A 20,741-nucleotide genomic window follows, 5' to 3' on the forward strand; every position below is an offset into this window, starting at 1 on the left:
GCCATGACCTGAAAACTGCACAGGATATGACTGGTACTCATGAAAAGAGCCATGTAGTTGAGGAGCGGAATGAAGCGAAAGTTTCACGTTCCGTTCTGAAGACAAGTCGAAGCGGTGACGCTTCGGCTTAGTTTAACTTAAAGCTAAATTAAAACAGTATCAGGCTATAGAAGATGCTATCCGCACCGCTCAATTCATCCGTAATAAATGCTTAAGGTATTGGATGGACAACAAAGGTGTAAATAAGTATAATCTATCAGCTTATTGTCGGGTTTTAGCGCACGACTTTAAATTTGCTGATGAGTTAAATTCCCAAGCAAGGCAAGCATCGGCTGAAAAGGCATGGTCTTCTATTTCCCGTTTCTTTGACAACTGTAAGCAGAAGGTAATCGGAAAGAAAGGCTATCCTCAGTTTAAAAAGTTTTCCCGCTCGGTTGAATATAAAACAACAGGATGGAAGCTTCTTAACCCTAAAACCATTCATTTCAGTGATAAAAAGGAGATTGGAACACTTAAACTAAAAGGGACTTGGGACTTAGGATACTTTCAGCAGTCTGACATTAAACGAGTTAGGCTTATTAAACGTGCTGACGGCTATTATTGTCAATTTGTTCTCTCTTGTGAAGTAAAAGAGGATGTTAAACCATCAGGTAAGTGTATCGGAATAGATGTGGGATTAGCTTCTTTTTATACTGATCATGAAGGTAATAAAGTTGACAATTCTAAATTTTTAAAAAAGTCCGAGAAAAGATTAAAACGACTTCAAAGACGATTATCTAAAAAGAAAAAGGGAAGTAAAAATCGTCAAAAAGCTAGACAAAGATTAGCTAAGGCTCATCTTAAAATAAGTAGGCAACGTAAAGACTTTGCTGTAAAGTTAGCAAGGTGCGTAGTTCGCTCTAACGATGTGATAGCCTACGAAGATTTAAGAATTAAGAACTTAGTCAAGAATCATTGTTTAGCTAAATCGATCAATGATGCGGTCTGGTATCAGTTTCGAGAATGGCTGGAGTATTTTGGGGTTAAATTCGGCAAGATAACGATTGCTGTCCCACCGAACTATACAAGCCAAAACTGTTCAAACTGTGGTGAAGTTGTTAAAAAATCTTTATCGACTAGAACCCATCAGTGTAAGTGTGGGTGTGTTTTAGATAGGGATGAAAACGCCGATATTAATATCCTTAAAAAAGGGTTAAGTACCGTAGGGCATACGGGAACTTTCGGGCTAGACCCGATGAACGCTTGGGGAGAGAATACCTCTACTTTTTCAGAAGTAATTCTGTCTAAGCAAGTAATCTCTTTGAACCAAGAATCCCTGTCGCTTTAGCGCAGGGAGTGTCAAAATAGTTGAATCTAGGTTGTGCAGATAGAGCGCCATGAAACACACATTATCCGTATTAGTTGAAGATGAAGCGGGAGTCTTAACCCGTATTGCTGGATTATTTGCCCGTCGCGGCTTTAATATTGAAAGTCTGGCCGTGGGTCCTGCCGAACAGATGGGAGTTTCTCGGATTACGATGGTAGTACCAGGGGACGAGGACAGCATCGAACAGTTAACCAAACAACTTTACAAATTAATTAACGTCCTTAAGGTGCAGGATATCACCCAAACCCCTTGTGTGGAAAGGGAATTAATGCTGATTAAAGTTAATGCTACCGCCGAGCGCCGAGCGGAAGTGATCGAATTAGCGCAGGTATTCCGAGCGCGGATTGTGGATATTTCCGAGGAAACCCTGACCATCGAAGTGGTGGGGGATCCGGGTAAAATGGTGGCGATTATGCAAATGCTGAATAAATTTGGCGTTCGCGAGGTGGCCCGTACCGGTAAAATTGCTCTGATTCGCGAGTCGGGAGTCAATACGGAATACCTGAAAGCTTTAGAGGCTAAAATGGCAATTTAGGCATATTGGGGATGAATTGGGGTGTTAGGGTGTTAGGGTGTTAGGGTTTTAGTTGAAATTTACCACTTCCCCATTCCCCCACTTGCCTATTGCCTTCAGAAGCTGATAACCGATAAAAACTATGTCTAACCAGTCGCCGAAAACCCAAATTAGTCAACTTGTCACCGTTGCCGTGCAGAAATTGCAAGGAAAGGTGAATTTTCAGGCGGTAAATCTCAAAAAAGGGGCGAGAGTTCCCGAATTACGCATTAAAAACGAGAATGGCAGCGGGGAAAGCAAATATCCCCTTATCGGCGATCGCTATTTGTTGGGCCGTAGTTCCAGTTCCTGTGATATTACTATCCGTAACACCGTAGTGAGTCAGATTCATTGTTCCCTGCAGCGTGACCCGAAAAATCCCCATAATTTCCTGCTCACAGATGAAAACTCCACTAACGGGGTTTATATGGGTAAACGTCGTCTGAAAAGCGTTTCCCTGCGTCATGGTGATACTTTTACCCTGGCCCCCCCAGACTTAGCCAATTGTGTCACCATCTCCTACTACTGTCCCCCTCCCCTGTGGGCGCGACTTTTGCGCTATGGTTTCTATGGTGCGGGTGGTATTTTCGGTTTATTGGTTCTAGGGATTATCTGGGAAAGTCGCAAAGTTAATGTTTATCCACTCCCTTCCGGGGTGAGCGGTCCAGTGGTGGTTTACCCTAGGGATGGTCAAACTCCCCTCAATCCCAGGCGACAGGAAACTCACCAAGAATTAGATAATCTGGGCGATTTTTCTCCCTATTTGCCCAAGGCGCTTGTCGCTTCCGAAGATAGTCGTTTTTACTGGCATTTTGGCGTTGATCCTTTGGGGATTGTCCGGGCTGTTATGATTAATCGGGAACGTCAAGGCATTCATCAGGGGGCCAGTACCCTGACTCAACAGTTAGCGCGTAGTTTATTCCCGGAAGTCGGTCGCCAAAATACTGCCGATCGCAAAATCCGGGAGGCTGTGGTCGCTTTACAATTAGAAGCGGTCTATAGTAAGGATACAATTCTCAAAACCTATCTCAATCGAGTTTATCTCGGTCTGGCCGGTTACGGTTTTGAAGATGCGGCCCGCTTTTATTTCGATAAATCCGCTAGAGATTTAGATATCTCCGAGGCTGCTACCCTTGTGGCTATGTTACCCGCCCCGAATCGATTTAATCCCATTCAAGATTACGACACTTCTGTACAATTACGCAATCGTGTCATCGATCGCATGGCTCAATTAGGCATGATTTCCCCGGAAGCGGCCGCCAGCGCTCGCAGATCCCGCATTGAAATCAGTCCCCAAGCCAAAAAATCCCTATCTAGTACAATTGCACCATATTTTTATAGTTACGTTTTCGAGGAATTACAAGACCTTTTAGGGGAAGAAGTGGCGAAAGAGGGCAATTTTATCGTTGAAACCAGTTTAGACCGCCGGCTGCAAGCGATCGCAGAAAAAAGCTTAAAAACTCATATTTTAAATCAAGGTTCCCGCTATCGATACTCCCAAGGTGCTTTAGTTACCTTAAACAGTCAAACCGGGGAAATTCTCGCTTTAGTCGGGGGAGTTGATTATCAAAAAAGCCAATTTAACCGCGCTATCCAAGCTAAACGTCAACCCGGTTCCACTTTTAAGGTATTTGCTTATGCTGCCGCCCTAGAAAAGGGAATATCGCCCTATAAAACCTATACCTGCGCTGGACTCTCTTGGCAAGGACAAGCCTATTCTCCCTGTGAACGTAGTAGCGGGGGGGTCAATATGTTTCAAGGTTTAGCGCGATCGGAAAATAGTGTTGCCCTTCGCATTGCTCGCGAGGCAGGATTAAGCAATGTGGTCAATGTGGCGGAACGTTTGGGGGTGAAATCACCTTTAAATGCCGTACCGGGGCTAATTTTAGGGCAAAGCGAGGTAAATGTCTTGGAAATGACCGGCGCTTATGCGGTTTTTGACCATGGCGGGCGCTGGAATCGTCCCCACGCCATTAAACGCATTCTCGACGCTTCCGACTGTAAAAATGTGGAGGATTTGAGTACTTGTCGGGTTATTTATGACTATGGCGAAGATAGCGATAGAAATCAGCAGGTAATCTCAGCTAAAACCGCCGAAACGATGAATAGTTTATTGCGGGGGGTGATAACCAATGGTACAGGAGGTGCTGCTAGTATTGGCATGGGAGAAGCGGGTAAAACGGGAACTACGGATAATTATGTGGATCTCTGGTTTATCGGTTATCTTCCCCGGCGCGACTGGGTGACAGGCATTTGGTTAGGTAATGATAATAATTCTCCCACTTCCGGCAGTAGTCAACAGGCAGCCCGGTTATGGGGCGATTATCACCGTCAGTTAATCACCACACAAAACTAATCCCAATACTACTAGCTAGGGTTTGCGGCAAAAAGCTTTTCCTAGGGGCAGGGTGTGGCCCCCCAACCCCCCCGACATCGGGGGGCAGGTGGGGTGTGGGGTTTTATCGATTTTCAGGTGGTCAACTACCTAATTTTCAGGGAAAAAGTCCCGGAATTTTCCCCCCGATCCCCGCAATGGCTGGCACTTTTTGAGGGGAAAAAAGTCCAAAAGTCTTATCCAACAAGGTTTTTAGATTTATTCAGCAGACCCTAGCTACTGTTCCCGTTGCCTGTTCCAGAGTTCCCTAAAACCAGAGACTTCCCACTTCACCATTAAAGTAATAAGGGTGTCTTAGCCCTAGCTAACACACCCAGTATCTGTCTATTCAAACAAGGAATTAAATGAAGGCGAAGTTACCAGCAGCTAATGTACCAGTAATCGAGGTAACTGTCGCAACGGTGATGTTGGGGGTTGACCAGTCACTGTCAAAGTCATAGAGGAGGGTCTTTGTATCGGTGGCGAAGGCAAAACGAATTGATGATTTAGTATTCCCCAAGGCCTCAATATTATCAAAAGTATCAACAATGATACTGCTAGAAGCATTGACAGCAGTAGCGGCATCACTAACAACTGCCGTCGTACCCGCTGTTGGAACGCCTCCGTAAGCACTAACAGTAAATGCGAAGACATCATTATCACCGGTAATGAATTGGGAAACTGTCTGATTACCCTGATTGGTAAATACAAATGTATCAGCACCATTACCACCATCTAGGGTATTCACTCCCGTGCCACCAGTTAGGGTATCGTTTCCGTCGCCACCAGTTAGGGTATCGGATAACGCGCCACCATCTAGGCTATCGTTTCCATTGCCACCGATTAGGGTATCGTTTCCATTGGCACCGATTAGGGTATCGTTTCCATTGCCACCATCTAGGCTATCGTTTGCCGAACCAGCATTTAGGCTATCGTTTCCGTCGAAACCGAACAGGGTATCGGCCATCATGCTACCGGTTAGGGTATCGTTACCATTTGCACCTCTAAGTACGAAGGGACCAAGGTTACCCAACATGGCAATTTCTTCGCTAGCGGCATCTTGGTTTTGTGCTTTAGTAAACCTTTGATTACCACCAAAGTCGAGGATATGGGTTGCCGGACCGGTTGCAAAAGTAGAGGCGACGTAAGTGTCAGTTCCGCCAGGAAGAAAATAATTTTGTGAAAAAGGGGGGGTGCTTTTATAACCAGAGAGGTTAGCACTCGCCACGTCAGTCTGACCGACTCCGTTGCGAAGTAACCAAGCGGAACGTCCAGAGATTTTACCTAAAGCAGTAAGATTTCTACCGGTGACTGTGGTAGTGATAGAAACGGCTAGGTCGAGATTGGCTGGAGCGGCTTTCCAAAAAGCTGCTAGACTTGGGGGGAAAGTGGTACTATCGATGGTATAACCCGTGGTGGAGCCAGTCGGAGCAGAGATATATGTAGTGGACATAGTTTTTTTTTGAGTGGTATGTTTGAACCTGAGGATTTTGACAATATTCTACCCGATTATTACACACCCAGAAAAAAATGCAACCGTGTTTGCTAGGTTTGTTTCCTGAATTGTTGCTAATGGTTAAATTTTTATCAATTTTGGGTTAATTTTCGGCTGGGTGTGATATAAATCACGCCAGAAATTAAAGTTAATGCTACTGATAGCCAAAAGGCAATCTGAGAAATTAAGTTATATTCAGAAGGCAAGGGAGCAATTAAGAGAGCGATAGCGATAATTTGGCTGACTGTTTTGCTTTTTCCCCACCAATTAGCCCCTTTTATGTCGCTATTTCCCGTTAAATTCGGATTAATACGCCAACCAGCGATCGCTAATTCCCGAGCGAGAATCAAAAATACTCCCCAAGCAGCAATTAAATCCATTTCAATCAGAGCTAAGAGGGGAGCGAGAACCAGCAATTTATCGACCAAAGGATCGAGAAATTTACCTAATTCGGTGATTTGATTTAATTTTCGCGCTAGATAACCATCGAGCCAATCGGTGCTGGCAGCAATCAGAAAGATAATTAAACTTAACCAGCGATCGATTTCTGTGCCTCGGTGCAACCAGTATAAAATTAATGGCAGTCCCAAGAGTCGCGATAGGGTAATCGAGTTGGGTAGGTTCATTTTTCAGTGATCAGTAAACAGTAAACAGTAATCAGTAATCAGTCAACATTAATCAGTAAAAAGGCAGCTGCGAGCTTGTCGCTTAATACTATTCACTGAAAACTCACACCTGATCACTGATAACTGATAACTGATAACTGATAACTGATATTTAGCTGGCTAATTTGAGATCGAAATTACTTTGTTTATTGCCTAATTGTCTGAGCCAACGATAATTATAAGCTAAAGCACCTCGCAGGGTGGGATAAACGGCATAATTAACGCCAAATTCTTGGCAAACTTCCGCTAAGATTGGGGCAATTTTGGGGTAGTGAATATGGCAAATTTGCGGGAAAAGATGGTGAACAACTTGATAATTTAATCCCCCTAAATACCAATTTAAAAAGATATTTTTAGGAGCAAAATCTACGGTAGTTCGCACTTGAAAGATTGCCCATTCGTCTTCGATTTGGTTAGCTGCCGAGGGTTGAATAAATTCGGCGGGTTCCAAAACATGAGCTAACATAAATACATGACAGGCAAGCACTCCATAGGTCATAAAAGCAATGAGAAAACCGATCGCTATTTCTAGGGGACTATAACCAACTAAGAGAGGAATGCCAATAAACCAAAAGAGATAAACAAGTTTTCCGCTCAATAAAACGAATAGATCGATCGGTTTAGGATTGGGAATTTTAATCTCGCCAAAACGATGACCAAAGAGAATAGAGCGCACATCGGAGAATGACCAATAGATAGGAATTATAGCGTAGAGAATCGGGATAAATAAATGTTGATAACGATGATACCATTTATGCTCGGCATGGGGAGTCATTCGCACGATACCATCGCCGTGAATTTCCACATCGTACCCTAAAACATTGGTGTAGGTATGATGGAGATAATTATGACGAAAACGCCAGAGATAACTGGAAGTACCGATGATATAATCGTAGCTCATGCCAAGGAGAGAATTAACCCATTTTTTACTAGAATAGCCGCCATGGTTAGCATCATGACCAATGCTAAAACCGATTCCTGCTAATCCTCCTCCTAAAACCATGCAACCGATAATTTTCAGCCACCAGATATCTGGACCAAAAAGCACAAATAGCCAAGCGGCAATTACCCAAGTTAAAATCGTGATCGTCTTCAGGTACATGGCAAAATTATCTCTGGTGGGGATGCCGTTTTCGGTAAAATAAGCATCAACCCGTTTATTCAATTCCTTTCTAAAACCCTGATTTTCGGTAAAAGTTACTCGCATTCCTAATTTTTGTCCTAGAAGTTGATATGACGGCTATTTGTGGCAGCTCAGAGTTAATTTATGATTCTTTTACTGGTTTGCTAAGGCTGTCTCACTATAACTGATAATTTCTCATCAGTCCCTGATCTATTGTCAGAGAAAGAGGTGCGCTTGGCAAGGCAATCGCTCAATTTGTTTGCTACTCTTGCAGAAAATCCTCGGTTTTTACCTAATCAGATATCAGATACCTGTAGCCGGTGATAGAAATGATCGTTAGGTACTTTTATACTACTATTAAAGCCATTGAAGGCGATCGAGTTTTCTGGTGCGAAGTGCCACAATTAAGAAAATCGATCGATGCGATCGCTGGAAGCGCGGCCAATGATGAAGCGGTGTATTTTTATCTGTGGCAATGCTTACAGAATGATCCTAATAACCAATTAGTCAAGTCCCATTGGATGGTTTTCTTACAATATCGCTCCTCTATGGTAACTCAAAGGGTCTATCAAAATGTTGGCCATCGGATCGATGCTGATTATGAAACCCTATTCTACTATTTGCTGAATTTGCTGACCACGGCAATCACCAACAATCCTAGCAATTTTTACGGTAACTTTCAGGATAAAAAGACCCAACCGGGATTTTTTCGCTTAATCTTAGAAAAATGGACAGACAAAAAATTGAGAAATACTCTCTATAATTTCCTGCGAGGAGAGTATAAAACTATTGGCAGGACTAATCTCGGTATAGTCAGTCTTTTTAGTGCGAATAAAATTCAAAAAGTTTTACGAACATCGGGTATCTTGACCGAGAATCACCTGCTAATATTTAACTGTTTTCGAGAGGTTAAAAAAGCTTCTCTTAGATCATTAGATAAATGGCAAGAGGAAGATTGGCAACAAGTAATCGATCGCCTACAGCAGTTACAACCGCAAGTTATTCTCACCGTTGAGGAAGTGCAAGCAAAACTCAATCAAATAGGGGAGATAATGCGTAATCATATCGATCCTCCTTACTCTAAATTTGAGCCTACTAATTATGACGATAATAGCAATTACTTTTGGGAAAATCTCTCCAGCAAGAAGCCAAGTAACGATTTACTACAACAGCAAGAAATCCAGGAAGATATTAAGAAGTTACTGATCACTCAAGAGGAGGAAGTTAAACAGATTGTCTATTGTTACTATCATCAAAAGATGACACAGGTACAGATCGCTAATCGATTGGGAGTTCACTCATCTACTATTAGTCGAGAAATAACCCAATTATGTAAAAAATTTTATCAGCTACTCTGTGCAAGGGAAGGCAAAGATTGTCCTAGTTTGTTAAATGAGATTAAATTACAATCTCGGCAAAAACAAGAGATCGATGCTTATCTGGAATATTTTTGTCAGTCCTACTTAACTCAAATCTAATCTGTTAGGAGATACCATGAAAGTCAACCTCGATATTTTGCAACAAATTAACCCGAAATCCCTTTGGCTAACTTTTTCGGAAACAGAGATTAAACAAGCTCGATCGATTCTCGGTCAATACTCTAATCAAACCGCCAAAAATCAGGCTTTGATTAATTACTTAGTCCAAATATGCTTAAGCAATTGGCTGAAAGATAATCTTGATTTTTCCCTTCAAACAACACCTAAAAACCATCAGTATCTTTGGGAGTTTATTAACGGGTTTACTTGGCAAATTCAAGATAAAAAAGTGACTACTATTCCCAGTCAAACTATTGACATTGAGGGATTGACAATAGAGCAAGAATGGGTTGATATTCCCGATTTAGCGGCCGATTTTTATCTAGGGGTGCAGGTAGATTTAGCAGAAAAATTCCTCAATATCTGGGGTTTTATATCCAGAAAAGATGTTAAAAATCTCGCAGAATACGATCCAATTTACCATCAATATTATTTGGACAGTGAGCAAATTATTGATGATTTAGATATTCTTTGGCAGAGTTGTTTAGAGGGAGAGAGTGAACAAGGAAAACTGGAATCTCTAGCAAAGTTATCGCCAGCAACAGCAGAAAATTTAATTAAAAAGTTAGGTCAAGTTTCACCCTATTCTCCGAGATTAGATATTAGTTGTCAGCAGTGGTTAGCTTTGTTGAATAATCAACAATGGCGAGAAAAACTTTATCAGCAGCGTTTAGAGGTAATCCCCACCAAACTTAGTCAATGGTTGCAGGGAATTATTACAGAGAAATGGCAGGAAATCCTCAGCACTATCGACAATTATCGTCCAATTAATCCGGGTTTTTTGTTGGCTGCTGAAAAAATCAGCAGCCGAGAATCTCTGGCAGATATTCAGCGAGAAATTAGACAACTGTATGCTAGTCAAAAAGAGGTGGAATTTTCGGAACATTTAACCCCAGAGGAAGCTTTAGCAAAACTACAACATCAAACCCAAGATGAAACTATTCGCTGGCAAGCGGCCGAATATCTCTGGAATATCGATCCTCATTATCCCAATGCTGCTATCCGTAAAATGCTCGATGTGGGTAGTCAATTAATGGGTTATAAAATCGCTTTAATGGTGGGAGTTTTATCGACCAGTGACCAGAGAATTGCTGTCTTAATTCGTGCCTATGCCATGGACAATTTTGCCAAGCTACCCCCCGGTTTATCTTTGCAAATTAGCGATGAAATAGGCCAATTAATCCCCAGTTTAGAGGCAATAGCAAGGGAGAAACCCTTAGATAGCTATCTACAGCTTTATTTTCTAGCTGATGCCGACGATCGCTTTAATGTTAACCTAAGTTTAGGGGACAGTAGCATTACCGAACAGTTTAGGATTTAATAGAGATAGCAGAAAATGTCAAGGGTAAAGACATGAGCAGAGTTGTGATTCTGAAAATTGGTGATGGCAGTTTTGAAACGGGATTTTCCGTCACTCTAGAAATTCGTGACAATCATCTCTTGATAGCACCTTTTGCTGACGGGAAATTAGTCCCTAACCTTGACATTGCTGACGCTTTGCAAAATTATCGTCGAGCTTATTATCATTGGGTAAAAAGTCAACCCAGTTTAGGAATTACCGTTCCTCATAGCATGATCACCCATGCAGCGGTAGGTGATCCTAGAGACAACCTCAAAAAAGCCACTAAAACTTTAAAAGATAGCTTAAATGAATGGCTAAATTCCAGTTCTCTGAGTTCGATACAAAATCATATCTTGTTCCATATAGGTACTGAGTCAGAAGTAAGATTTTTTATCCAAACTACCCACTTTGATTTACAACAAATTCCCTGGGAGTGTTGGAATTTTTTACACAAATGGTTTCCCGATGTGGAAATTGCTCTTACTATCCAGATAGATCCCCCGAGAGAACGTACTTTTACTTCCGCAATTAAGGTTTTAGTAATTTTGGGCAATATTGACATCGAAAACAAGCATACTTCCCTGTGTTTATCCAGTTTGCAAACGGTACTAGGAAACCAAGATAAGGTTTCTATGCAAATATTAAGTCCTGGTTCAGACCCTCCTCTTTCAACGATAAATATTCACAATGAGTTGATCAAAAATCCATGGGATATTGTAGTTTATTTAGGTCATAGTCAAACCAGTAGCGACGGACATGATGGAGTTTTTATCATTGATAATGATACGGCTTTATCTCCAGAACATAACTTAAGAAATTCCCTAGAAATAGCTGTTAAAAAAGGCTTAAAACTTGTTATCTGTAATTCCTGCGATGGGTTAGGTATTGGTCGTCAGTTGGCTAATATCGGAGTACCCCATATTATTGTTATGAAAGAACCGATCGCCGTGCGGGTTGCTTTGAGATTTCTAGAAGTTTTTCTTCCCAATTTTCTTGGACATAAATCCCTACAAGAATCCTTAACAATCGCTCGACAAGACTTAAAATTACACGGATTTGCGGTGGATGCTGCTAGTTCTTCTTTGCTGCCTCGTTTGATAGAAAATCCTGAAGAACCACCGTTGATTTTACCTTTACCCCCTGAAAATACGGAGGAAAATCACCAAAATAATCATGAGCAAAGTTGGCCTTTACGTCTATCTATTCGTTGGAAACAAGCTCTGTTATTTATTTTAAGTCTTCTGGTAACTTTATCAGTTTTATATTGGGGAGGAGTATTTTCCGATGATGCTAGTAAATACCCAGAAATTAGCTTAGGTGAAGAAATATTATTAAAGACAAATCGACAAGATAACAGTCTTGAACGGGGAAGACAAGCTTTTAAAAACAAAGAATATAAACAAGCAATTCAGCTTTTTAAAAAATCCCTTGATCGCTTGCCCAATAATCCAGAGATTCGCATCTATTATAATAACGCTCGTGCGGCCTATCAAGACAGAAATTCCTTAAAAATTGCCACCAGTGTTCCTCTTGGTAATAATCCAGAAATTGCTCAGGAAATTTTACGAGGTATTGCTTTATTCCAACAGGAGTTAAACGATGAACAGGCCAAAAACCACGATTTTCACTTTCTACAGGTAGTGGTCGCTAATGATAATAATAGCGCCGTAGATGCCAAAGATCGAGCCGAAAAATTTGTTAAGGATCGCTCAATTATAGCAGTGGTTGGTCATAATGCTTCTGCTGCTAGTGAAGCGGCCAAAGATATCTATGTACAAGGGAAAATTGTTGCCCTATCTCCCACCAGCTTTTCCCCGAAAATCTCTGGCAATGGCTATATATATAAAATGGTTCCTGAGATGGAAACTTTTGCCACAACCTTAAGTGAATATATCCGCGAACAAACTGAGAAGCTAATTATCCAAAACCCCACTAATTTAATTTGTTATGATAATCGCTCTGGGGATAATACTAACTTCGCTCAAAAATATAGAAATATTCTTCTCGGTCAGCAGTTTCAAAAATTCGTTAAAGATGAAGATTTTGACTGCAATATCGAACCAAAAATTAATTTAGATGAACAGGAAATTTATCAAAAAATTGCTCAATATCAAGTAAATATCCTGATGATTGCTCCCTATATTAACGATCTGAAAAGAGCCGCTAATATCTTTAAGCAACGTCCCGCAGAAAAGTTAAACTTAGTAACTTTAGGTTCCCCCACTTTTCAAAGTTATCTCACCCTTGCAGAAGGTAAACAGGGGGTAGAAAATTTAGTTATCACCGTGCCTTGGTATGATCTCACACGAGATAATTATATCCACAGTTTTTGGCAAAATAAGATCAATGTTTGGCGCACTCCCATGGCCTACGATGCGACTAAAGTTATCCTCACCGCTTTGCGACAGTTATACCAACAAGGACAAAAATTCGATCGAGAATCATTAAATCAAGTTTTAAGAAACGATTTTTCTATCGAAGGAATGACTGGCACTGTTAGATTCGATGAGAATGGTGTCCGCAACATGAATAATAATCCTGATGATCGCCGCAACTTGATTCTACAGGTCAAAAATGGTCAATTTGTCCCCCTCGCTCCCATTAAATCTGCCGGTCCACTCTAAACCTTCCTATCCTTGTCAAGACTTTTTACAAAACTTAACCTTATCCACTGCATCAAAGTTGGCCATCACTCCTAATTAACAGGTAATACCTCTAGGAGACAAACGGCATGAAATTGTTAAAAAAATTAACCCCAAAAGCCTTGATTTTTTGGCTGATCGGTGATAAGGCAGGAAATTCTCTCGTTGCCATCTGGAATTGGTTGTGGGGTATTCCCATCGAATCCGGCGGCAAAATTGCCGTAGAATCGGCCAGAGAATCCCTAGAATCGATGCAAAAATCCCTAGCGGAATTAACAGAATCGGTGGCGAAAGTAGTAGCGGCCCAGCAATCGGCTCAAGCACAATACGAGGCAAAAAAACAGGAACACACAAACTACTTGCAGCAGGCTGTCACCGCTCAAAAAAAAGGCCTTCAAGAAGCGGCAAGACTTGCTATGGCTAAGGTTATCTCCCTAGAAAAAATTCTACCCGCCATGAAAGATCGGGTCGATAATGCGGAAAAAGTGGTCATTGCTGCTAAGGAAAAACTTCGTAAAGAGCAGGAAAAAATCGAGCATTATAAGTTAGAAATGAGCAACTTAAAAGCGATTAGTTCCATGAATGAGGCTTTAGGTAAAATAAACGAATTTGACAGTAGTCTCAACCTCAATACCTCCCGCGATCGCTTTGAGGATGCCAATGAAGCGATTAACGACCGTTATCGAAAAGAAAACGCCTATAGTGAATTAAGCGAGAACTATAGCGAGAAATTAGCTCAAGAAATCGATTTCTTAAGCCTTGATGACGAAATTAACCGCCGTTTAGCCGAATTCAATTAGCAAAGTTAAGGAGTAAAGCAATGACAAAGACTGGCAAAAAAGCGAGCTTACCGCCAATTTCATATATTTTACTGGGGTTGATCGGTTGGTTTCTTTTTCCCCAAATCTCGGCAATATTTGCCCCAAAAGTCGATGATAATCCCCGCATCAGTTACGGCAATCATCTGCTGATCAAAACTAATTCTAACACCACCAAAGAATCAGCGATCGCTGCTATTGTCCAAGGTAATCACCAAGAAGCAGAGGGACTCCTGCAAAAATCCCTCGCTCAACGTCCCAACGATCCCGAAAGCGTAATTTATCTCAGCAACCTGCAAACTGGCTCAAATCCCTTTAAAATCGCCGTTGTTGTGCCTGCAACTAATCCCAACGTCGCTCAGGAAATATTGCGAGGAGTCGCCAGCGCACAAACCCAGATCAATCAACAGGGGGGGATCAACGGCAGAAAACTGATGGTTATCGTGGTTAATGACGATAATCAGCCGCAGATATCGAAAGAGGTAGCCAGGGAATTAGTCAAAAATCCCGATATTATCGCTGTTATCGGTCATAATGCCTCCGATGCCAGTTTAGCCGCCGCTCCTATCTACGAAAAAGGCGGTTTGGTGATGATTTCTCCCACCTCCCTGGCTAATAATCTCTCCGGTGCGGGAAATTATATCTTTCGTCTGGTGACTTCTAACGGCAAAATTACGGAAAAATTAGCAAATTACATAGTAAATACTGCTAAAGTCCAGAAAATTGCTTTTTGCTACGATTCTCAAGCTCCCGATAATATTTCCTTTAAAGATGAGTTGATGGCTAATGTGGCGAAAAAAGGCGGTCAAATTGTGCCGATTGTCTGTGATCTGAGTGTCCCCAATTTTAAGGCCGATCAAGCCCTTAATCAGGCGATTTCTGGGGGTGCTAACGGCCTATTTGTCGTCGCTCATGTTGATCGTCTCGATCCCGTTTTTGAGGTTATTCGCTCCAATCGTCAGCGTTTGCCTCTGTTTAGTAGTCCCACCCTCTACAATATTCGCACCCTCGAAGATGGCGGCAAAAACGCCCAGGGTTTAACCCTTGCCGCACCCTGGCACCCCTCGGTTAACCAGACTTTTGCCAATCTTATGCAGGAACAGTGGCGCGGTCCAGTTAGTTGGCGCACAGCCACCAGTTTTGACGCTACACGGGTGATTATTGCCGGTTTAAGGGAAAATCCTCAACGTCAGGGCCTACAATCCAGGCTGCGTTCCAGCAGTTTTCATCAAACAGGGGCCACCGGAAAAATTAGCTTTGATCCCAATACTGGCGATCGCGTTGGTCAACCGGTCTTAATTCAAGTGCGATCGACTCCCTCCGGTGAGCAGTTTGTCCCTTTACCTTAAAAAGTCCCTAGTCCACCAAAGTCGGGAGAGTTGCCAACTCTCCCCCCAAAAAATGAGCAAAAATTACGATTATTTCAATGTTCAAGCTTGAGTAAGAAATGAATGGCTAATATGTTAAAATATGCCTAAGTAGGTAGGTTTTAAAAATTGTCAGATTCCCCCTTATCAAGGGGGGCTAAGGTAGGGTTGATTCATTTAAATTAAGTACAGCTAATTTTAAGTCAATAAATTTGACCGAAGATTCTCAAGTTTATCTTGTTCTAACCAAAAGAGTTAGTCACAATAACTAATCTTTAATCCTCTGCCAAATTTATTATTAATAAATTGATAAAGCCTGTTCCCAAGCCACTAAAAGCCTATCTCTCTTGAAATTGTTTGAGAGTAAATCCTGTTAATTTAGCTAATTTTTCTGCTTCTTACGTCGATAAAACTATCAGTTTTTTCCAACGTTCAGCTAACCACCTCTGTCCCTCTGTTATTGAGAGAAAACCCAAAGGAAAAGATGCAATCCTATAGTTGTGAGAATTGACCAATTGCTGGCCGCTTGAAAATCACTGATCTGGCTTTTATCTTCCTCAAAAATTACATCTTTTACCCAATGTAACTGATTTTCTATTTTCCAATGTCCTCGAATAATTTTAGCAAATACTTGGGCGGATTCGGTTAGGCTACTGATATAGTAAGCTGTTTCTTCATAAGTTTTATCCCCGCGACTACCCCTTCTTTCTACTTTAATAAGTCTTCGCAGATTTTCCAACCCTTGTCTTTCATTTTTCCTGACTTTAAAAATTTCTATTTTTCTTGATATTTTTCGACCATGACTATTATCTTGTTCAAGAAAGCAACTTTCTGCCTTTGAGGAATTACTCAGGTCTTGTATTCGCTTATAAAGATTTTTCTGATTTCCTTTACCAAAATACCAAAATTTAATGATCCAAGACAAGATATTGATAAAAACAGCAATCATAAAAAGCAAATTCTTGACATTTGTCAGGTAATTATTTTTATTAGTCAATATTCTACACAACTCAGGCTAGATAAGCAAGAGAGCTACGCCACTACTATCGGATCACTACCTGCGAACATTTTTTCCCATTCATTATACCGGGAGAGCCGTTGGCTTTCTAGTATGGGCTGTTTAAAAATTTTCTTGACAATAAGTTCATGATCAGGTACAATTTCTCTAGGTCTAGAGGTTAATTTTTTTAGCTAATCACATTAGCTGATATAACCCGCAGGCTAGTTTAATAGTATTTTGGCAAGTATGAGAGAGCTACAATAATCTTTCTAGTTCTATAGGGCTGATTACAAACTGAGCTAGTTTGTAATCTTGATGACAAAGCTTTTAGCTTGCCAGTATCAAGATAAGATATGACAATAAAGCCACCATTGCAAGAGAAAAAATTTATCGAGCTAGATGCTAACTTCTCTACAACTCGCCGAGTAACGATGGAGAGGCCTGCTATTATTAACGATCCTTCTACAAAAGTGCAATCTCATTTATTTTTGCCACCAAATCCAGAACGCAGGGGAGAAGGAGGATTAAGAACAAAGGGATATTTCAAGCATTCCTACCCAGAGACAAGTGAGTTATCGGAAAAATTTGCAGTTCCTTTGGTTACTATTATAACGGTAGTTTTTAATGGAGAAAAGCACTTAGAGCAAGCAATTCAGAGTGTCATTAGCCAGTCTTACAATAATGTTGAGTACATTATTATAGACGGAGGTTCTACGGACAGCACAATTGATATTATTCGTAAGTATGATGATCAGATAGATTATTGGTTAAGCGAACCTGACGAAGGTATATATGATGCGATGAATAAAGGTTGGAAATTGAGTCAAGGAGATTACATTTACTACCTGGGGAGCGATGATATATTGTTAAATATACCTAGCCAATCTATTCAAAAAGCAAGTTTAAACAATACGGACATAATTCATGGCAATGTAATTATGGATAACGGTCAGCTACGGATCAGTAGATATAATCCATTGATTGTGTTCAAAAATACTTTATGTCCGCAAGGACTATTCATTAAGAAAAACCTACTTGATCAACTTCCGTTCAACACGAAATATAAAATATATGCTGATTTCGACCTTAATCAAAAGATTTATAAGATGAGTGCATCGTCAATCAAAGACAAATCTACAATTGCTTTTTTTAGACTTGGTGGTGCCAGCAGTTCCTATCAAGATAAGTCAAAATTAGCGAATTGTAAGCAGGAGTACGCTAGAGTTATTTATGATAATTTTGGTTTGTCTGGGCTGATTTTATCTTGGATTTGGGGGACTGTACGAGGTTTAGTTGTTAGAAACAATACCCATTTACATACCGATTACAAAACCTTGAAAAGAATTTTAAAAGACTGCGAATAATCCTTTTTATTCGAATAATATTTGCATGAACGTATTTGAGAAATTAACAAGTCAAACGGGTTAGAAACTGTCTATGAAGAATGTAGAAAATCGTACTAATTATCAACATTTATTAAGTATAATCAATACTGAATCTTACAGACATTTAACTGATCAAGAAGTCAAAATTATAGATGTTGGTTGTGGTAACGGACAATTGATTGCATACTTGACAAAAAATCTTCCCTGTGTACAGCCAAATATTAATTGGAAAGTCTATGGTTTAGACGTGGTTAATCATGGTGTTCAAAAAAAGGGGTTTATGGATGAAACAATTGAAAATCTATCAAAGAATTTTTCTGAGGTAGATTGGCATGAAAGACTAACTTTAATTTATGATGATGAAAAGTGGCAATATCCAGATAATTTTTTTGATGTAATTATTTCTAACCAAGTGGTGGAACAAGTCAAGAATCATCTACTTTTTTTTCTTGAGCTATCTAGAACATTAAAAATGAATGGATATTCTGTACATCTATTTTCCTTGTCTAACGTTCTCTGGGAATGGCATATTCATTTACCTTTAGTTCATAAGGTTAAAAATTTTGATTTTTTGTTTGATAACATTAAATTCTTAAGCACTTTAGGTTTAGGGACTTTTCATCGTCAGACTAAAGAATCGGGTATATCCTGGGAAGATTGGACTGAAAAACCTACGTATTATTTACATTGTTTTACTAACTATATTAGCTACCAAGAGACTTTAAATATGGGCAAAATATCTAATTTAAGAACATCTTTCAGATATACGAGGGAACTTTATCAACTATACCTAGACAAGAAAATGAAACGAACACCAAAATCAATCTATACCAACCATTATAGCTCATTTATCTTGGAGTTTTTATCTATATTTTTTCTTAAGTATATTGCCAGTGTAACTTTGTTTCTTGAGAAAAAGCAGACTTTTAGTTAATCGATCGGAGTAAGAAAATGCAACAATTTATCGAGACGTTGAGTCAATGCCCTAAGTGCCAAAGTAGTCAATTAATTTTTGATGATCATCAGATTATTTGCAAAAACTGTAATTCTGAATTTGCTATTGTCAATAATAAACCGGTATTCATTCGAGAAGATAATAAAATTTTTTCTCCCTCTTTTTATACTAATACGGTGACTAATCATAGTCCAAAAGAAAAAAATATATTCTCAAAAATTGTCCCTAGTCCATCGATCACCTTAAACTATATTGAGAGGATTCAAAATTTCGCTCAGACTTTAGAAAAGTTTACCTTAGCATATGTCTTGGTTGTGGGTGGAGGAAATCAGAAAAGAGATTTGGATAGGTTAATGTCAGAATATAGCAATATCAAATTGATATATTCCGATGTTGATGTTAATGCAGATGTTGATTTATTCTGTGATGCTCACGATCTTCCTTTTCAAGACCAAGTTTTTCATGGTATTATTACTACAGCAGTTTTAGAACACGTTCTCTACCCCGAAAAAGTCGTTAGTGAAATGCACAGAGTTCTCAAAGATGGCGGGGTAATTTATTCAGAAATTCCCTTTATGCAGCAGGTTCATGAAGGGGCCTATGATTTTACCAGATATACCCTTTCTGGTCATCGGCGCTTGTTTAACTATTTTTCAGAAATTTCCAGTGGTTTAGTTGCTGGACCTGGAACAGTTTTAGTCTGGTCTATCGAACATTTCGCTTTATGTTTTGCTGACAATAATACCTCAAGATTATTAACTAAAGCAATAGTGAGATTAGTATTTTCTTGGCTTAAATATTTTGACTATCTATTCAAAAATAATCCTCAGGCTCTCGATGGGGCTTCTTGTACATATTTCTTAGGAGAAAAATCTCCTGAGAAAGTAGTTTCGGATCAAATGATTATTGAGAGATATAAAGGGGCTAATCATCTTCGCCATACCTAAAGAATATCTTCAATTCTCCAGTTTATACAGGAAAATAATCTAATTAAATCCTCAACAGTGATGAAAATTTTGTTATTCAGTCGCTACGATACTTTAGGTGCTAGTAGCCGCTATCGTACCTACCAATATTTGCCTTATTTGAAAAAAGAGGGAATAGAGGTTGAGACCGCTCCTTTATTAGATAATGATTATCTTAGAACTCGCTACTTAGGGAAAAAATACCCTTTATCGAGATTATTATCTGCTTATCAACAGAGAATTTCGCTGCTGTTGAAATCTCAAAAATACGATTTAATCTGGTTGGAAAAGGAAGCATTACCTTGGCTACCAGCTTGGCTAGAATTACTGTTTCTCAGAGGAAGAACACCTTATGTAGTTGATTATGATGACGCAGTATTCCACCGTTACGATCAACATTCTGCTTCTGTAGTTAGATGGCTATTGGCACAGAAAATCGATCGAGTAATGCAGAATGCTCGCTTAGTGATTGCGGGAAATGATTACTTAGCTAACAGAGCAACACAAGCAGGAGCTAAATGGGTAGAAATATTACCCACCGTCGTCGATCTTGATCGCTATCCCTTATCAAGATCTCCTCAAAATGAAGTCTTTACCATCGGCTGGATAGGAAGTCCATTGAAGTTTGTCGATTATATACAAGAACTTTATCCTGTTTTAAAAGAAATTTGTCGAGATGGTGGTGCCAAAGTCGTTGCTATTGGTGCCAAAGAGACAAATCTAGAGGATATCCCTTTAGAAATTAAGCCTTGGTCTGAGGCAACCGAGGTGAAAGAGATGCAACAATTTGATGTGGGGATTATGCCCCTTACCGATACAGCATTTGAGCGAGGAAAATGCGGATTTAAACTAATCCAATATATGGCATCTACTCGCCCAGTTATTGGTTCACCAGTGGGGGTGAACGCAGAGATTATTAAGGAGGGTATCAACGGCTTTCAAGCTAGTAGTCAAGCTGAATGGTTGCAAGCTTTTCAAAACCTGAAAAATGATCGAGATTTAAGAGAAAGTATGGGGTTGGCTGGCAGAAAACTTGTCGAAGATAAGTATAATATTCAAATAACCGCCCCTAAAATGCTGCAGCTATTACAAAAAGCTAATCAAGTTTTAAAAACCTAAAAATGTTTTTCTAAAATTATCCATAAATCAAGAA

At 40.0% G+C, this 20,741-nt stretch carries 14 protein-coding genes and 2 pseudogenes; 12 read left to right on the plus strand and 4 right to left on the minus strand.

The window, feature by feature from the left end; all coding sequences use genetic code 11:
- Positions 1 to 136: 136 nt before the first annotated feature.
- From O9324_RS04285 to O9324_RS04295, 3 genes and pseudogenes are all read left to right on the plus strand, one after another.
- A pseudogene (locus O9324_RS04285) lies at positions 137 to 1,327 on the plus strand (RNA-guided endonuclease InsQ/TnpB family protein); the annotation flags it as partial.
- 49 nt (positions 1,328 to 1,376) lie between these two features.
- Positions 1,377 to 1,901, plus strand: coding sequence for an acetolactate synthase small subunit (gene ilvN / locus O9324_RS04290; protein ID WP_002743360.1), 525 nt, complete (start codon positions 1,377 to 1,379; stop codon positions 1,899 to 1,901).
- A gap of 121 nt (positions 1,902 to 2,022) precedes the next feature.
- The gene (locus O9324_RS04295) at positions 2,023 to 4,275 is read left to right on the plus strand and encodes a PBP1A family penicillin-binding protein (protein ID WP_288139552.1); all 2,253 of its coding nucleotides are present in this window, start codon (positions 2,023 to 2,025) and stop codon (positions 4,273 to 4,275) included.
- Positions 4,276 to 4,654: 379 nt separating this feature from the next.
- Here the strand turns inward: O9324_RS04295 and O9324_RS04300 are convergent, their stop codons facing one another.
- The 3 genes from O9324_RS04300 to O9324_RS04310 form a co-directional block, all read right to left on the minus strand.
- Positions 4,655 to 5,746: a calcium-binding protein gene (locus O9324_RS04300; RefSeq protein WP_288139553.1), complete on the minus strand. Its 1,092-nt coding sequence runs from the start codon at positions 5,744 to 5,746 to the stop codon at positions 4,655 to 4,657.
- A gap of 134 nt (positions 5,747 to 5,880) precedes the next feature.
- Positions 5,881 to 6,414 (minus strand): CDP-diacylglycerol--glycerol-3-phosphate 3-phosphatidyltransferase, encoded by a 534-nt coding sequence (gene pgsA / locus O9324_RS04305; protein WP_288139554.1) that lies wholly within the window; start codon positions 6,412 to 6,414, stop codon positions 5,881 to 5,883.
- Between the two features lie 151 nt (positions 6,415 to 6,565).
- On the minus strand, positions 6,566 to 7,660 hold the full coding sequence (locus O9324_RS04310) for a fatty acid desaturase family protein (protein WP_288139555.1): 1,095 nt from the start codon (positions 7,658 to 7,660) through the stop codon (positions 6,566 to 6,568).
- A 245-nt stretch (positions 7,661 to 7,905) separates the two neighbouring features.
- Here O9324_RS04310 and O9324_RS04315 point away from each other — a divergent pair, with 245 nt between their 5' ends.
- The 5 genes from O9324_RS04315 (at position 7,906) to O9324_RS04335 (ending at position 15,265) form a co-directional block, all read left to right on the plus strand.
- The gene (locus O9324_RS04315; RefSeq protein ID WP_288139556.1) at positions 7,906 to 9,054 is read left to right on the plus strand and encodes a sigma-70 family RNA polymerase sigma factor; all 1,149 of its coding nucleotides are present in this window, start codon (positions 7,906 to 7,908) and stop codon (positions 9,052 to 9,054) included.
- Between the two features lie 16 nt (positions 9,055 to 9,070).
- Positions 9,071 to 10,435 carry a DUF1822 family protein gene (locus O9324_RS04320; protein WP_288139557.1) on the plus strand — a complete coding sequence of 455 codons (1,365 nt, stop codon included), beginning with the start codon at positions 9,071 to 9,073 and terminating at the stop codon, positions 10,433 to 10,435.
- 32 nt (positions 10,436 to 10,467) lie between these two features.
- Complete coding sequence (locus tag O9324_RS04325; RefSeq protein ID WP_288139558.1) at positions 10,468 to 13,080, plus strand: ABC transporter substrate-binding protein; 2,613 nt, start codon at positions 10,468 to 10,470, stop codon at positions 13,078 to 13,080.
- A gap of 107 nt (positions 13,081 to 13,187) precedes the next feature.
- Complete coding sequence (locus O9324_RS04330; protein WP_288139559.1) at positions 13,188 to 13,898, plus strand: PspA/IM30 family protein; 711 nt, start codon at positions 13,188 to 13,190, stop codon at positions 13,896 to 13,898.
- 20 nt (positions 13,899 to 13,918) lie between these two features.
- Positions 13,919 to 15,265 carry an ABC transporter substrate-binding protein gene (locus O9324_RS04335; protein ID WP_288139560.1) on the plus strand — a complete coding sequence of 449 codons (1,347 nt, stop codon included), beginning with the start codon at positions 13,919 to 13,921 and terminating at the stop codon, positions 15,263 to 15,265.
- 416 nt (positions 15,266 to 15,681) lie between these two features.
- Here O9324_RS04335 and O9324_RS04340 read toward each other — a convergent pair.
- Positions 15,682 to 16,175: pseudogene (locus O9324_RS04340) on the minus strand (ISAs1 family transposase); the annotation flags it as partial.
- 461 nt (positions 16,176 to 16,636) lie between these two features.
- Between O9324_RS04340 and O9324_RS04345 the strand changes: the two are divergent.
- The 4 genes from O9324_RS04345 (at position 16,637) to O9324_RS04360 (ending at position 20,707) form a co-directional block, all read left to right on the plus strand.
- On the plus strand, positions 16,637 to 17,647 hold the full coding sequence (locus tag O9324_RS04345) for a glycosyltransferase family 2 protein (protein ID WP_287629527.1): 1,011 nt from the start codon (positions 16,637 to 16,639) through the stop codon (positions 17,645 to 17,647).
- A gap of 73 nt (positions 17,648 to 17,720) precedes the next feature.
- Positions 17,721 to 18,602 carry a class I SAM-dependent methyltransferase gene (locus O9324_RS04350; protein ID WP_288139561.1) on the plus strand — a complete coding sequence of 294 codons (882 nt, stop codon included), beginning with the start codon at positions 17,721 to 17,723 and terminating at the stop codon, positions 18,600 to 18,602.
- A gap of 17 nt (positions 18,603 to 18,619) precedes the next feature.
- The gene (locus tag O9324_RS04355; protein ID WP_288139562.1) at positions 18,620 to 19,570 is read left to right on the plus strand and encodes a methyltransferase domain-containing protein; all 951 of its coding nucleotides are present in this window, start codon (positions 18,620 to 18,622) and stop codon (positions 19,568 to 19,570) included.
- A 60-nt stretch (positions 19,571 to 19,630) separates the two neighbouring features.
- Positions 19,631 to 20,707, plus strand: a complete 1,077-nt coding sequence (locus O9324_RS04360) for a glycosyltransferase family 4 protein (RefSeq protein WP_288139563.1) — start codon at positions 19,631 to 19,633, stop codon at positions 20,705 to 20,707.
- Positions 20,708 to 20,741 lie beyond the last annotated feature (34 nt).

Source organism: Microcystis sp. LE19-84.1B (assembly GCF_027531875.1).
In the GTDB taxonomy this organism is placed as follows: domain Bacteria; phylum Cyanobacteriota; class Cyanobacteriia; order Cyanobacteriales; family Microcystaceae; genus Microcystis; species Microcystis panniformis.